Origin of the sequence: Fibrobacter succinogenes (assembly GCF_902779965.1) — a bacterium.
Taxonomy (GTDB): Bacteria; Fibrobacterota; Fibrobacteria; order Fibrobacterales; family Fibrobacteraceae; genus Fibrobacter; species Fibrobacter succinogenes_F.
The window spans coordinates 12632-27750 of the sequence record NZ_CACZDK010000013.1 but is presented as its reverse complement, the minus strand read 5'-3'; the positions used below and the strand labels follow the sequence as shown (position 1 = coordinate 27750).

The window sequence follows — 15119 nt, the reverse complement described above, 5'->3', positions numbered from 1 at the left end:
ATGAACATCGACTTTAATCGTAGACTTTCCATCGCTCCGATGCTCGATTGCACGGACCGCCACGAACGTTATTTTTTGCGTTTGCTATCCAAGCACATTTTGCTCTACAGCGAAATGGTCGTGTCTACGGGGCTTTTACACTGCGAAAACAAGGACTTGTTCCTCGGGCATGAACCGTTCGAACACCCCGCCGTATTGCAACTCGGCGGTAGCAACCCGTCTGACCTTGCCGCCGCATCAAAGCTCGTCGAAGCCGCTGGCTTTAGCGAAGTCAACTTGAATTGCGGTTGCCCATCGGACCGTGTGCAGAACGGAAATTTTGGCGCATGCCTCATGAAAGAAAAGCAAGTTGTCGCCGATTGCTTTAAGGCCATGCAAGACGCCGTCTCGATTCCTGTTTCGATCAAATGCCGCATCGGCGTTGACGATTTGGACAGCTGGGAATTTTTCACAGACTTCATCCAGACCATCAAGGATGCCGGTTGCAAAATTTTTATCGTGCACGCGCGTAAAGCTTGGCTCAAAGGACTCTCGCCTAAAGAGAATCGCGAAGTACCGCCACTCCATTACGAGTTCGTCCACCGCCTCAAGGCCGAGATGCCCGAGCTCAACTTGAGCATCAACGGCGGCATCAAGACTCTCGACCAAATCGAAGAACAACTCCAGGACCTCGATGGCGTCATGGTCGGTCGCGAAGCCTACGAGAACCCTTGGTTCTTGCACGATGCCGACGCCCGCATCTTTAATGACATCCGCCCGACAAGCGAAGACCCCGCCGACATCATCGCAGGGAAAGCCATTCCCGCTACGCGCAAAGCGCTCCTCGAAGCATACCTCCCCTACGTGGAAAAGCAGACCGCCGAAGGCTGCCCAGCGACGATTCTCGTCAAGCACCTCTACGGACTTTTCGCCGGACTCCCGGGCGCACGCAAGTTCCGCGCCATGCTGAGCAACGAAAGCCCGCGTGCACAAGCTTACGGAGGCGCCGCAGCACTCATCCGCAAAGCCATGGAATGCGTTGTGGAATAGACGAAAGAACGGACCTTCGGTCCTATAGACGAAAGACGATTGGCAGTAGGAAGGAGACAGTAGGCAGTGGTTAGTGGTTGGTGGTTTGGAATGAAAAAAATGATTAGTGGTTAGGTATTCTTGATTATTACATTCCTGTTTACTAACCACTGTTTACCAACCACTTCTTTCGTCTATAGCCCGCAAAGCGGGCGTTCTTTCGTCTCTCGTCTTTCGTCTATTTTCACCCCCACCCCTTGACAAACAAGATTTTTTTTTCTCTATTTGGTGGCGTATTTTTATGTTTAACCTTTAACGGAGATACAATATGCCTTGCGGAAAGAAAAGAAAGCGCAGGAAGATTGCGACTCACAAGCGTAAGAAACGCCGTCGTCGTGACCGTCACAAAAAGAAACTTCGCTAATATCCGTTAGCATTTTCTTGTGATTTCCTGTAAGACGGAGTGTAAAAGCTCCGTTTTTTTCGTTTTTCATTTTGAAAAGCCTAGAAAAGCGCTCGGAAATCACGAAAACAATAAGAACCGGATGATTTTTTAATCAATTGGTAAATGGGTTTCACCCAAAGGAAAACAAATGATAGATCGCAACAAACACTTCCTCCGCCTCATGGACTGGAGCGAAGAAAAAGTCCTCGAAACAATCGAGATTGCCTCGCGTCTCAAGGCTGAAGTTCACGCTGGTAAGGTCTCTGACCGTCTTCACGGCCAGAACATCGCCATGTTCTTCGAGAAGCCGTCTCTGCGAACTATCACGACTTTCCAGGTGGGCATGAACCAGCTCGGCGGCCACGCCGTGCTCCTCTCTCCGGATTCTATCGGGCTTGGCAAGCGTGAAAGCGTCAAGGACGTTGCCCGCTGCCTCAGCCGCTGGGTGAACGCCATCGTCGTGCGCTGCTTCAAGCAGCAGCTCGTCGAAGAACTCGCTGAATACGGCTCTATCCCGGTCGTGAACGCATTGACCGACGATTATCATCCGTGCCAAGCCATTGCATTTGCACAGATGATTAACGAAAATCTCGGCGGTTTCAAGAATGCCGATGGCAAACCGAAGACTGTCGCCTTCATCGGTGACGGCAACAACGTTGCAAACTCTTTCCTTGCGCTCGCATCCAAGGTCGGCATGAACTTCACGCTCGCTTGCCCGAAGGGCTTTGAACAGCCCGCCAAGGTAGTGGAAGAAGCTCAGGAAGGCCTCAAGAAGCACGGCTGCCAATACCGTGTTTTCAACGATCCGAAGGATGCCGTCAAGGACGCTGACATTCTCTATAGCGACGTTTGGGTTTCGATGGGTCAGGAAGGCGAAAAGGCAACGAAGCAATCTCACTTCTTGCCGTTCCAAATCAACGACGAACTCTTGAAACTCGCTCCTGCACACTGCAAGGTATCTCACTGCTTGCCGGCACACCGCGGCGAAGAAATCACGGACTCCGTGATGGATAACCTCGACGTGAACATGAGCTTCGAAGAAGCCGAAAATCGCTTGCATGCACACAAGGCCGTGCTTTGGCAGGTGATGGAACCGTTCGCAAAATAAACGATAAGATTACAAATATTTTTAAAGCCATCCTTTGGGGTGGCTTTATTTATTTTTCGCATTCAGCAAATGGGCAAATCAAAGACGATTACCTTCATCGGTGACTGCAACAACGTTGAAAAAATTTGACAGGTAACAAAACCGTTTTTCAGATAAACTCACAAGCAAAAAGCAAACCGAAAAAGCTGCATTTTATCACGTTTTTTTTGTGAGAAAAAAGTAATCATTTAACAGTTCACCTAGCCTAACTTTTTTCTAAGAAAATTGTAATTTTTTGACCATAAAATTTTGTGATATTTTTCATTAAAACGAAAAATATCCCATTTTTTCGGATATTTTTTCTAGCGATTGAAATCACATAATTCATTTTCCCCCTAGCCACATCCCTCTCTCAAAAGATATATTAAAGCAAACGGTCACGCATAGACCACAAAGGGGTGTTATCGCAATGAAAAACAAAGCTTTCGCTTTTAAAAATGCAGTAGAGTTCGAAAACGATCTAAACCTATTTAGCACTTGGTGCAAGGAACATGGCTCGCCTACTGTATGCTTCCAAATCCATTCAGCCTTGTTAGATTCAGATAAATTAAAACCTGTTTGGGATATTTTGGAACGCGTTTTTCCCCAGGCTCCATGGTTCGGAAACTCTACAGGCGGAAACATTGCGGACGGCGAAAAGACAACCGACATTTCTGTATCAGCAATTATATTTGAAAAGCCGACAACAAAAATTCAGATTTGTCAATACGACTTTTCTAAAGATTCCATCAGCAATATTGCAAGCGAAATCGTAAAAGTCGCAAACCATAATTCTTGGGTGAAAGCTCTCGAAATTTTCTATTGCATCACACCATTTTCAACAACACATCTTTGCGAAGAACTTGACGCTATTGCACCAAACATCCAAATCTTTGGCGGTATTGCGGGCTCATCTGATATCAACAGTTCTGATTCTTGTATATTCTCGTCGGTAGGCGGCTATACAAAGACAGGTCTTTTGGCAGTGTTCTATGGCGGTGAAGAATTTTTTGTAGAATCACGCAAGATTAGCGGCTGGAAACCCATTGGCCGTAATTTCCAAGTAACTCGTTCCAAAGGCAACGTCCTTTACGAATTGGGCGGAATCCCTGCCAATGAAGTGTACAATAAGTACCTGGACATCAACAACGACAAAAACTTCTTTTACAACGCCCTTGAATTCCCGATGCTCTACGAGCATAACGGAGTTTCAATTGTGCGTGCCGTTGCTGCCTGCGAAGCGGACGGATCATTGGTAATGTCTTCGGACATCGACGAAGAATCAATGATTCGATTGTCGTATGGCGATCCTCAGTTGATTATCGAAAATATCAAGACCGAAAGCGAAAAATGCAAAGAGTTCGCTCCTGATGTTATGCACATATTCTCTTGTGCAGCAAGAAATGTTTACTGGTCGCAACACGATCAAACGTACGAAATAACCCCATTTAAAGAAATCTCCTCTAGTACAGGATTTTTCTCGCACGGTGAATTCTTGCGAGAAAAGGGCCATTTGAACCAGCACAACATTACACTCGTCATCGCATTGATGCGCGAAGGTTCAATCGTCAAACACGAGCAAACCAATAACGAAGGTTCTCGCAAAGAAAAGTCTTTCCGCCTACCGATTTCCGCGCGCATGGCTACGTTCATTCGCGAAACATCTTTCGAGCTCGAACAAACTAACAGCAAATTACAAGTAATGACCGAGCACTTGCAAGATGTCGCTACAATAGATAGCTTGACCGGTCTTGAAAACAGAGTCGCCTTCGATGCGCTTCTAAAGATGATCAGTCAAGAAGATACAAATACAAATTGGACCATGCTCTTGATGGACGTGAACGGTCTTAAATACGCAAACGACACCTTTGGGCATCAAGCAGGCGATGCATTAATTGTCGCGGCGTCTAATATCATCACAAGCGCATATGGATCCAAAGGCAATTGCTTTAGAATCGGTGGCGATGAATTTGCCGTTATTACACGAGCCCCGCTGAACACGCTTTTCATTTTGTATTCCAATTTGCAAAAAGATATTGAGGAATACAACAAGACCGCGCTGTACCATTTGTCAATTGCTGTGGGCGAAAGCCGCCTGTGCAATGATGCCGGAATCCGCAAGTCCATTAGCGACTGGAAAATGGATGCCGACCTGAACATGTACCGCGACAAGGTGCGTTTCCACAAGCCGATTGAAAACAGCGAAAACCAGAACCTCAAGGATTTGATTTCCTGCTTGATTTCAGTCGAAGAAGCAAAAGATTCCTATACCGCACACCATTCTGAACGTGTGAAGGCATACTCGGAACTGATTGCACGTTCTCTTGGCCTTTCAGAAAGTTCTATAGCCATGATTACGCATGCCGCGCACTTGCACGATATCGGAAAAATGGGCATTAGCGACAACGTGCTTGGAAAGCCCAGTAAACTTTCCGATGATGAATTCGAAATCATCAAGCAGCATCCGGTCATTGGCGCAAAGATTCTAATGCAGTCCAACTACACGCATGAACTAGTGCAAACCGTACTGCACCACCATGAACGCTACGACGGCCGTGGCTACCCGGAAGGACTCAAAGGCGAAGACATTCCAATAGGCGCCCGTGTGATTGCCATTGCGGACTCAATTGACGCCATGACCAGCAAGCGCGTTTACCGCGACGCCATGTCGTTGGAATACTGCCGTAATGAAATCGAGAAGAATCTGGGCGTGATGTATGACCCCGCCATAGGCAAGGTCGCCCTGGAACACTGGAATGAAATTGTTGATTACCTAATGAAAATGTTATCGGGTCGTCCGAAAGTTATTTAATGATATCTTGTTCTGTAAAAAAAGCGAACCTGAAAGGGTTCGCTTTTCCCGTTATAATAGCCCCAAAATTCTATTTTTGTCAATTTAAGGCCCAAATTTTTACATTCCGCCAGACATATTCCTTCTTGATAAGATATATTAATAAAGTCAAAGTACACTTTGGTGTAACAAGAAGGGAAAATTTAAATGAAAAACAGAATTTTTGCTTTTAATGATGCAGCCTCGTTCGAAAAAGAACTTGTCCAGTTTAGCGACTGGTGCAAAGAAAACGGGTCGCCTACCATATGTTTCCAAATCCATTCTGAAGAGCTAGATCCGGAAAAGCTTAAATCTGTTTGGAACACTCTAGAACACATTTTTCCTGATGTGCCGTGGTTCGGCAACTCGACAAGCGGAAACATAGCCAACTGCGACAAAGCTAGCGAAATTTCAGTATCCGCCATCATATTCGAAAAGCCAACGAGTAAATTCGAGATTTATCAATATGACTTTTCCAAAAAATCCATCAGCGATATCGCCTGCGAAATTGAGCAAGAAGCCAATCGGAATCATTGGGTAAAAGCTATTGAAATCTATCACTGCATTTCATCGTTCTCAACAACACACCTTTGCGAAGGGCTCGATGCCTTAGCTCCAGACATTCAAGTCTTTGGCGGCATAGTCTGCTCCCCTGACATTACAAGCCCGGAATCCTGCGTATTTTCGTCAGTAGGCGGCTATACCAAGACCGGACTTTTGGTGGTTTTCTATGGCGGTAGAGAATTCTATGTAGAATCACGCAAGATTAGCGGCTGGAAACCCATCGGCCGTAATTTCCACGTCACCCGTTCCGAAGGCAACATCCTTTATGAATTGGGCAGCATCCCAGCCTACGAAGTTTATAACAAATACTTGAATATCAAGAACGACAAAAACTTTTTCTATAATGCGCTTGAATTTCCGATGCTCTACGAACATAACGGAATTTCGATTGTGCGAGCCGCAGGCGCAAGCAACCCGGACGGATCGCTCACAATGTCTTCGGACATCGATGAAGGCTCCATCGTTCGCCTGTCGTATGGCGAACCACAGTTGATCGTCGATAGCATCAAGACCGAAAGTGAAAACAGCGAAATGTTCGCTCCTGAAGTTTTGCATATATTCTCTTGTGCGGCACGTAAAGCCTTCTGGTCGCAACACGAACCGACATACGAAATTGCTCCACTGAAAAAAATCGCACCCAATACAGGATTTTTCTCGCACGGCGAATTCCTGCGTGAAAAAGGCCATTTGAACCAACACAACATTACGCTCGTCATCGCATCGATGCGCGAAGGCCCCGTCGTCAAACGCGAGCAAGTCAAAAACGAAGTTGAGCCCAAAGTAAAATCTACACGTTTACCGCTTGCCGCCCGCATGGCAACATTCATTCGCGAAACCTCATTTGAGTTGGAACAAATTAACAGTAAGTTACGCGTAATGAACGAACACCTGCAAGACGTCGCTACCACAGACAGCTTGACAGGCCTTGAAAACAGACTTGCCTTCGACGCCCTTCTAAACACAATCAATCAAGAAGATTCCGAAGCAAGCACTTGGACCATGTACTTGATGGACGTGAACGGCCTTAAATATGCAAACGACACCTTTGGCCATCAAGCAGGCGACGAGCTAATCATCGCGGCAGCAAAAGCCATCAAGAACGCATACGGAAGCAACGGAAATTGCTTTAGAATCGGCGGCGATGAATTTGTCGTTGTGACACGCGCTCCGCAAGATACATTATTCCTACAGCAAACACAATTGAGAGACAGCGTTGAAGAATACAACAAGACCGCATTGTACCATTTGTCGATTGCAGTGGGCGAAAGCCGCCTGTATAGCGATACAGGAATCCGCAAATCCATTAGCGACTGGAAAATGGAAGCCGACTTGAACATGTATCGCGACAAGGTGCGCTATCACAAAACAATTGAAAACAGCGAAAACAAAAATCTCAAGGATTTGATTTCTTGCCTGATTTCAGTCGAAGAAGCAAAAGATTCCTACACCGCACACCATTCCGAACGTGTAAGAGAATACTCGGAACTAATCGCCCGTTTTCTGGGCCTTTCGGAAAGTTCAATATCGTTGATTACACATGCAGCGCACTTGCATGATATCGGCAAGATAGGCATTCGAGACAACGTACTTACAAAACCGGGAAAACTCACAGACGAAGAATTCGAAATCATCAAGCAGCACCCGGTCATTGGTGCAAAGATTCTAATGCAGTCCAACTACACGCACGAAATGGTGCAGATTGTATTGCATCATCATGAACGCTACGACGGCCGTGGCTACCCGGAACACCTCAAAGGCGAAGACATTCCGATAGGCGCCCGAGTGATTGCCATCGCGGACTCAATCGATGCCATGACCAGCAAGCGCGTTTACCGTGACGCCATGTCGCTAGATTACTGCCGCGAAGAAATAGAAAAGAATCTAGGCAAAATGTACGATCCCGCCATTGGCAAAGTCGTTCTAGAACATTGGAACGAAATGGTCGATTCGCTATTGCATATGCGAACAGGCCATCAGAAAGTGATTAGTCAGTAGCGATCCGTCATCCTGGAGGGAGCATCGCGACCGATAGGATCCAGTCAAATCTAGTGGTTAGTAAACAGTAGACTGTTGGTAGTAAAAGGAAAGCGTCATCCTGAGGAGCTGGCGACGAAGGATCCAGTCAAGTCTCGATATAAAATGGGGGAAGCGTCCCCCTCGCTTCAGCCTTGGCTCTAAACATGTCATGCCCGCCACTGAGCGGGCTTCAAACGCCAGCCCGCAAACCAAGCAAGGCGAGCGTCGCAGTCATGCTTACATGACTATGACCGAGCCGCAGAGGTTTCTGCAACACCCGGTTTATGAAGCAAAACAACAAGCGTTTACATAAACGGATACATCATACGATTCCAAACAGCATCTTCTAAATCACGCCTAGAATCAAGAACTAAATTCAGTACCAAATATAGTCCTTTGAAACATTAAAGTCAAGAGCACTACTACTAGACACAGCACTCAACGACATCGCTGCATTGCAAACCATGTACAATGTCAATATGGATCTAAAAAAAATCTCCCGAAGCAATTCCGAGAGATTTTTTTATTTGTCTATTACAGTTGCAGTTTACACGTTCGATTTATCCCTAAAACACTAAAAATCAAAAAATCTGTCTGGGAAATTCTTCGAGCTTTGATATTTAGAAAATTCCATATCAATCTTTGTCTCTTTTGATTCTATCATAATGGACATTCTCATTGCAGACATCTGTTTTGTTGATGGATTATATTCAAATGTTATTAAAGTATTGGTCTTATCATTATTTTGTTCCATCTTGACAAGGTGTTTTTGAGCAGCATCATAATAAACAGTAGCAGAATCACCATCTATACGATAAACATTCCCGGATACCAATACAGGATTTTTCCAATTTCCATTTTCCATTGGATTAGAAACAGGCGACTGCATTTTTTAGCATTTCAGGATTCGTATTCATAATCCTTTCGGCATTAGTCTTTAAATCAATAACCTTCATTTTTTTACCTGAAACTATCATACGCTGATTAATCAACTTCCCTTTCATTTCAAAGTAAATTTTATCGGGTCCTTTGCGTACATTGTACGATTCCATTGTCTGTGTTCCCATCAATGGAGATGAAATTGTCGTTTTAAATTTCATTTTCAAAGAGTCTTCGTTAATGGAATTGCTTTTCAGACCTCTTTTAACGTCATCTAATGAAAGTGCAAAAGATACTGAACAAAGGAGTAAAATACTAATTATTATTTTTTCATTTGATTTTCCTATCTTTTAAAAAATGTTATATTGGACCGAGATTCCGATACCGCCAACAAGCAACATATTGTTGCTATTATAAATCCGGCTTTCATACCGCCACAACACATAGTTGTAATTAGCAGTCATTGCGACAAGTAAGTTATCCTTTATATAATAACCCAATCGGTACCCATACTTAGGAGAATACCGTTCAACAAATCCGTCGTTTTCACGCATATAGTCCGAAAAATTTGTTCCCGCAAATCGAAATGAAAAACCGGCAAATATTTCAAAATAAAATTTTTCGTATGATACAGACCAAGACAATAAATTAAAATCAAGCATATAAAGCGAAACACTTTCATCGCCATCGTTATATGAATATCCCAATCGCGTTACGCCAAAGGACATCTTGTAATCTACGATATTTTCAGGTTCATCATGAAAACCAATACCAAGAGTATAGTTCACGATACCAGCTGGTCGATAAACATGATGATTACTTTGCAACCTGCTATCACCCAAATTTCCATAAGCAAAAAAAGCATTTGCATAAGACACAATAAGGAAAAGACAAAGAATTAATACTCGCATTTGTTTTTCCCCTTCGTTGAGTAAACACTTTTTTCATCACCACTATACACTTCAAGTTCTCGAGAATCTTCCCTTTCATAATAATTGTAATCACCTACACCTTTAATCCGTAATGCATAGCTTATAGTACCATCTTTTTCAAGATGTTCTAAATAGACATCAACTTCGAAAGAAGTATCTTTCCTCATCTGTCCTAAGCCTCCATTTTCATCTAAAATAAAGCATCTCTCATGGATAAAAGCTTTTGAAGAATCCATGCAAACTTCTGTACATCTATAATTATTTTCCGCAAAAATATTTTCTCGATAATAACAGCCCTTAATTTCATCAAAAGATGTAACGATATGATTGGTTGCATAGCTTGTTCCGTGGTCCACATACGGGCATCCAACAAACATGAGCAACAACATGATTAGCGAATAAATTTTAAAAAAGAAGTACTTCATATATTATCTTTTATTTTATAAGTATTCTCGAAAGTATCACATTTTCCTTACAAAGGACTAAATACAATCTAGAAACAAAATTAACATTTTCCGTAGAGATATAACGTTCTCCGACGTTCCAACTACCGCAAAATAACACTTTTTGAAATACCTGAAGCTTTCACCTGTTCTAACACATACCTTCAGTCATTAGAATCATTAACAAGAATTCCTTCTGGATTAACGACAATATAATCACCATATTTTCCTACATTTCTTTCATGAAATTCCTAATTATTCTCGTTCTATTTCCGTGCTTACTTTTCGCACAACTGATGCCCAAATATTTTAGCAATGAGCACCATTTTAATTCAACTACATTCACAATCAACAACAAATTCAACAAGGCTTCAACAGATAAAGAATTAGATAAAATTGAAGCAAGCTATCCCCCAAGCGACAGCATAGCAAAAAAGAAATACGAGAAAAAAGCGTATGTCGATTCTTCAAAAATCATATACAGTTGGGGAGAAGGTCTCACTATAGATTATTGCTTAGGGAAAAAGGATTACGAAAATGAACGTTATTCTCTAGGGCCAAAGGGAGTGCTAGACATTTTAGAAAAAGATATAAAAGATCGAAACATGCCTAACAAGTATTATGCAAGTGCCAAAAGATTCTATAATTTTCAAAGAGTTCTTTTATTGACTTCTTTGGCGGCATTTTTGGGAGGTATAATTATGGACGCAAACGGAATGAATGCAGGAAAGTATATTGGAGGGGTCGGTATTTTGACTGTTCCTGTGAATATATATGGCCTTGGACTGTGGGGTGCCTATTTATTGGATGACGCCATCAAAGAATATAACAAAAATCAAGCTTTCCAAAACATTGATACAAAGCCCGTCTTTTAAGCCATTGAAAAAAATCTCCCGGAGCATTTCCGAGAGATTTTTAATTTGTCTAGTACCACCGCAGTTTTCAATTTCGCAGTTCATGCCCGCGGCAAAAAGCTTATCGTTTGTCCCTATCAATCCACGGGCGTTCGTTCTTGCCGATGTAAATCTGACGCGGACGGTTAATCTTGCTCTGCGGATCGTCGTGCATTTCCTTCCAGTGGGCAATCCAGCCCGGCAAGCGTCCAATCGCAAACATCACGGTGAGCATGTTCGTCGGGATGCCCATGGCGCGGTAGAGAATGCCAGAGTAGAAGTCCACATTCGGATAGAGCTTACGTGCAATGAAGTAATCGTCCTTGAGGGCGGCTTCTTCGAGCTTGATTGCCACATCCAAAAGCGGGTCGTGAACGTGTTCGCGTTCGAACACCTGGTACATGAGCTTTTTCAGCACCTTGGCGCGCGGGTCGTAGCTCTTGTAAACACGATGACCAAAGCCGGAGAGACGGAACGGATCGTTCTTGTCCTTGGCCTTATCCATCACCTGTTCAATCGTCATGCCGCTCTGCTGGATGCGCAGGAGCGTTTCGAGCACAGCCTGGTTAGCACCGCCATGGAGCGGGCCCCACAAGGCGCAAATGCCGGCGCAAATGCTAGCGTAAAGGTTAGCCTGAGAGCTACCCACCATGCGAACGGTCGAAGTGGAGCAGTTCTGTTCGTGGTCCGCATGGACAATCAAAAGCGTGTTGAGCGCCTTTTCCATGATCGGATCCGGATGGTACGGGCGAGCCTTACTGCTGAACATCATGTTCAGGAAGTTGCTGCAGTAGCTGCGTTCCGCTTCCGGGTACACGAACGGTTCACCGATGCTAGCCTTGTAGGCAAACGCGGCAATCGTGCGGATCTTCGAAATGAGGCCAGCGGTCGTGAGTTCGAATGCACTTGCGATGTTTTCGTCGTCGTAAAAACGCGGCGTGAAAAGGCCAACGGCGTTCACCACGGACGAGAGAATACCCATCGGGTGAGCTCCCGGCGGCATTTCGCGGAAAAAGTGCAGCAAGTTTTCGTGCAGAAGAGCGTTTTCCGTCAAAAGCGTGCGGAAATGGCTCAACTGTTCCTGATTCGGGAGTTCTCCGTAAATCAGGAGCCAAGCGGTTTCCGGGAAAGTCGCCTTTTCTGCAAGGTCTTCAATGGAGTATCCTCGGTAACGCAGCACACCATGTTCGCCATCAACGAACGTGATTGAGCTTTTGGTGCTACCGGTGTTCAAGTAACCGTAATCCAGCGTGACAAGGCCTGAACTCTTGCGGAGTGCGCTGATATCGAGACCGTGCTCGCCTTCAGTGCCATCAACGACGGGGAGTTCGTAGCTTTTTCCGTTGTAGTTTAAGGTCGCGTTATTGGACATGGAATCTCCAAATGAGTGGTTGGTGGTTAGTGGTTGGTGGTTAGGCTTGCAATAAAAATGTTCTTTTTACATTCCTGTTTACTAACCACTGTTTACTAACCACTGTTTACTTCATCTTCATGATGCAATTATAGATATTTTCAAAGAGCTTGCCGAGTTTTTCGGTCGGAACGGCGCTGAATGCAATGCGGATAAGGCCCGAGAGCATAATAGTGCCGGTGCTGTAATCCTTGATGAGCTTCTGGCGGAGTTCTTCGGCGTCAACGCCCTTCGGCTTGATGCACATAAAGTAACCGCTATTACACGGCATCGGGTCAAAGGCTTCCTTGTATTCCGGGTGAGCAGCCAAGACTTCCTTGATGATGTCGTAACGCTTCTTCAAGGTGGCGTACTTTTCAGCCTTCTGCTGGGCGTATTCGGCGCTCTGGTAAGCGGCGAGCAAAATCTTCTGGCTAATGGACGGACCGTTAGAGATGTTTCCACGGACCGTACCGGCAGCCTTGTCTTCGAGAGCCTTGAGCTGGGCTTCGGTAGCACCCTTGAAACCAAAGCTCATAAAGCCCACGCGGAAGCCCCAAACGTAGTCTTCCTTGGTCGGGCCATCGAGCTTCACGGCGAGGAGATTTTCGTGTGCATCCACGAGTTTCACAAAGAGGGATTCCTTCGTCACGCCTTCTTCATAGACGAGTCCAAAGTAAGCATCGTCGAGGAGAGCCACGACCTTGTTGCCGGCAGCGGCACATTCCGTGAGGATCTTTGCGATTTCGACAGCTTCCACTTCTGTTGCGGTGTAGCCTGTCGGGTTGTTCGGGAAGTTGAGGAGAACGACTTTCTTGCTAGACTTGCTTTCGGCGAGGGCGGCCTTCAAGGCTTCCGTATCAAAACCACCGTTCTTGAAAGTGTTGAACGTCTTGATCTTTGCGCCACGAGCGTTTTCGAACACGAGTTCGTAGTTGTCCCAGTAGAGGTCCGGGATAATCACTTCGTCGCCAGCATCGAGGAACAAGTAGCCAGCGCAGCTGATGGCGTGCGTCAAAGCGCAGGTCACGACCGGGTTGCTGAAGTTCTTGGAAGCAAGTGTCGGGTTCTTCTTGATAACCTGAGCCTTCCATTCCTTGCGGAGGTCCGGGTTACCGAAGCTCGGAGCATAGAGGAAAGAAGTCTTCGGAAGATTGAGGGACTTGAGAACGCAGTCCAAAACGAGCGGAGAACCATCGTCTTCGAGAGCTGTACCGATTGTCGCATTGATGTCGGAGCCCTTAGCTTCGGCACCCTGGCCAAGAATACCCTTGCGCGGGAAGAAAATGGCCTTGCCCTGTTCAGAGAGCATGTCAAGAACGCAGCAACCATTTGCGGAAAGTTCTGCATTCAAAGCTTGAGCGAGAGGATTGTAGTTCATTCTCAATGTCCTGTTTTGAAATTTCCGCGGGGCAATTTAGAAAAATTGCGGACCAATCGCAAGATAGAATGAAGTGCAAAAAAGCGATTTATAAACAATCGCATTTCAATTAAAACATTTTTTTTCGCAATTTGCCACGCCCACCACCGAGCAAGCCACATCTTCTCACAAGTATTACAAAAAATGAAAATTTCAGCGACCAAAATCAGCCGCTGAAATCATTCCTCCTCTAATACATTTTTATCTAGGGTTTTACGACTTCAAAGCCTTCATACACGCCAAAGCCTTCAGATGCACCAGGTTCAGATATGCCGAAATAATATTTCCCTTCAGGCAAGCCATAAATAACCATGTACCCATTTTCATAGTCTTCTTCGGTCACCCTTTGGCAAGGCACATAATAATCCGGAACATCGGAACGCTCTCCATCCATAAAATCTTCCGAATACACGCAAACCATCAATTCAGCCTTTTCTTCAATATCCTTTTCCAGGCGTTCATCCCATTTCATTCTTTTACTCATATATTCATAAAATTTCAAAATCTTGAAAGGCGGATTCAAGCTTAATTTACCAGAATATACGGGTTCCAAAACAATCTTTTCCAATTCAGCAAACGGCACACCATCAATTGTCATGGCGGAAGCGTTCGCAAAACTAGAATAAACATTGACACCAAAGTTTGAATCCGCCGAAAGCACCCGCAACTGGAGAGAACTGAAGCGCGGCTCACTTCCTTGCAAATACCAAAGATAAGCTACGCTATCTATATAGATATAGCCATCCTTGTCCGTGGTGTATAAACATTCGCCATCATCACAAGCGGAACCGCCTTCGTAAACCTTAGCACCTGCTAGCGGTTTTCCCTGCGGATCAACCACTTGCACTCTCGTATTTATATACAAGCGAATAGTTTCTTTTCGACCACACGCAGGGGAAGGTACATCGCCAAAATCAACTATAGGAGACGCCTTGGCCAACACATTAGGCTCATCAACGTCTAAAACCACAGCCTTTTCAGAACACGGATCCACAACATCAATTCGTTGGTAAACGATGGACGTATCCAATTCGGCAAGACGCCCCAGTTGCACAACAGGCTTGCCCGTTTACGTTTCGCTGAACGACGAAGCAACATCATTTTCACTACAAGCGGCAAGGATTCCGAAACCCAGCACCGACAAAGCAATGTACATCTTTGAAATTTTATTTT

12 protein-coding genes are annotated in these 15119 nt (G+C 44.9%); 5 read left to right on the top strand and 7 right to left on the bottom strand.

Going from position 1 to position 15119, the window contains the following annotated elements:
* Window positions 1–1029 carry a tRNA dihydrouridine(20/20a) synthase DusA gene (gene dusA / locus HUF13_RS07885; protein ID WP_173474618.1) on the top strand — a complete coding sequence of 343 codons (1029 nt, stop codon included), beginning with the start codon at window positions 1–3 and terminating at the stop codon, window positions 1027–1029.
* 284 nt (window positions 1030–1313) lie between these two features.
* Here dusA and HUF13_RS07880 read toward each other — a convergent pair whose 3' ends face one another.
* Window positions 1314–1502: a hypothetical protein gene (locus HUF13_RS07880; protein WP_173474617.1), complete on the bottom strand. Its 189-nt coding sequence runs from the start codon at window positions 1500–1502 to the stop codon at window positions 1314–1316.
* A 99-nt stretch (window positions 1503–1601) separates the two neighbouring features.
* On the opposite strand from HUF13_RS07880, the gene argF reads away from it, so the two are divergent.
* The 3 genes from argF to HUF13_RS07865 all read left to right on the top strand — a co-directional run bounded on the left by argF (window position 1602) and on the right by HUF13_RS07865 (window position 7968).
* Entirely contained in the window at window positions 1602–2561 is a 960-nt protein-coding gene (gene argF / locus HUF13_RS07875; protein WP_173474616.1) for an ornithine carbamoyltransferase, read from the top strand.
* 448 nt (window positions 2562–3009) lie between these two features.
* The gene (locus HUF13_RS07870) at window positions 3010–5391 is read left to right on the top strand and encodes an HD domain-containing phosphohydrolase (RefSeq protein ID WP_173474615.1); all 2382 of its coding nucleotides are present in this window, start codon (window positions 3010–3012) and stop codon (window positions 5389–5391) included.
* 186 nt (window positions 5392–5577) lie between these two features.
* A complete protein-coding gene (locus HUF13_RS07865; RefSeq protein WP_173474614.1) occupies window positions 5578–7968 on the top strand; it encodes an HD domain-containing phosphohydrolase in 2391 nt (796 codons plus the stop codon).
* Window positions 7969–8563: 595 nt separating this feature from the next.
* On the opposite strand, the gene HUF13_RS07860 is transcribed toward HUF13_RS07865, so the two are convergent.
* The 3 genes from HUF13_RS07860 to HUF13_RS07850 all read right to left on the bottom strand — a co-directional run bounded on the left by HUF13_RS07860 (window position 8564) and on the right by HUF13_RS07850 (window position 10225).
* Window positions 8564–8878 carry a hypothetical protein gene (locus HUF13_RS07860; protein ID WP_173474613.1) on the bottom strand — a complete coding sequence of 105 codons (315 nt, stop codon included), beginning with the start codon at window positions 8876–8878 and terminating at the stop codon, window positions 8564–8566.
* Between the two features lie 340 nt (window positions 8879–9218).
* Window positions 9219–9779: a hypothetical protein gene (locus HUF13_RS07855; protein ID WP_173474612.1), complete on the bottom strand. Its 561-nt coding sequence runs from the start codon at window positions 9777–9779 to the stop codon at window positions 9219–9221.
* The gene (locus tag HUF13_RS07850; protein ID WP_173474611.1) at window positions 9767–10225 is read right to left on the bottom strand and encodes a hypothetical protein; all 459 of its coding nucleotides are present in this window, start codon (window positions 10223–10225) and stop codon (window positions 9767–9769) included. The genes HUF13_RS07855 and HUF13_RS07850 overlap by 13 nt, the downstream gene beginning before the upstream one ends.
* 314 nt (window positions 10226–10539) lie before the next feature.
* Between HUF13_RS07850 and HUF13_RS07845 the strand changes: the two genes are divergently transcribed.
* Complete coding sequence (locus HUF13_RS07845; protein ID WP_173474610.1) at window positions 10540–11118, top strand: hypothetical protein; 579 nt, start codon at window positions 10540–10542, stop codon at window positions 11116–11118.
* Window positions 11119–11218: 100 nt separating this feature from the next.
* Here HUF13_RS07845 and HUF13_RS07840 read toward each other — a convergent pair whose 3' ends face one another.
* The 3 genes from HUF13_RS07840 to HUF13_RS07830 form a co-directional block, all read right to left on the bottom strand.
* Window positions 11219–12508 carry a citrate synthase gene (locus HUF13_RS07840; RefSeq protein WP_173474609.1) on the bottom strand — a complete coding sequence of 430 codons (1290 nt, stop codon included), beginning with the start codon at window positions 12506–12508 and terminating at the stop codon, window positions 11219–11221.
* Window positions 12509–12614: 106 nt separating this feature from the next.
* Window positions 12615–13907 carry an aminotransferase class I/II-fold pyridoxal phosphate-dependent enzyme gene (locus tag HUF13_RS07835; RefSeq protein WP_173474608.1) on the bottom strand — a complete coding sequence of 431 codons (1293 nt, stop codon included), beginning with the start codon at window positions 13905–13907 and terminating at the stop codon, window positions 12615–12617.
* Between the two features lie 244 nt (window positions 13908–14151).
* Window positions 14152–15000, bottom strand: coding sequence for a hypothetical protein (locus tag HUF13_RS07830; protein WP_173474607.1), 849 nt, complete (start codon window positions 14998–15000; stop codon window positions 14152–14154).
* Window positions 15001–15119: the final 119 nt, after the last annotated feature.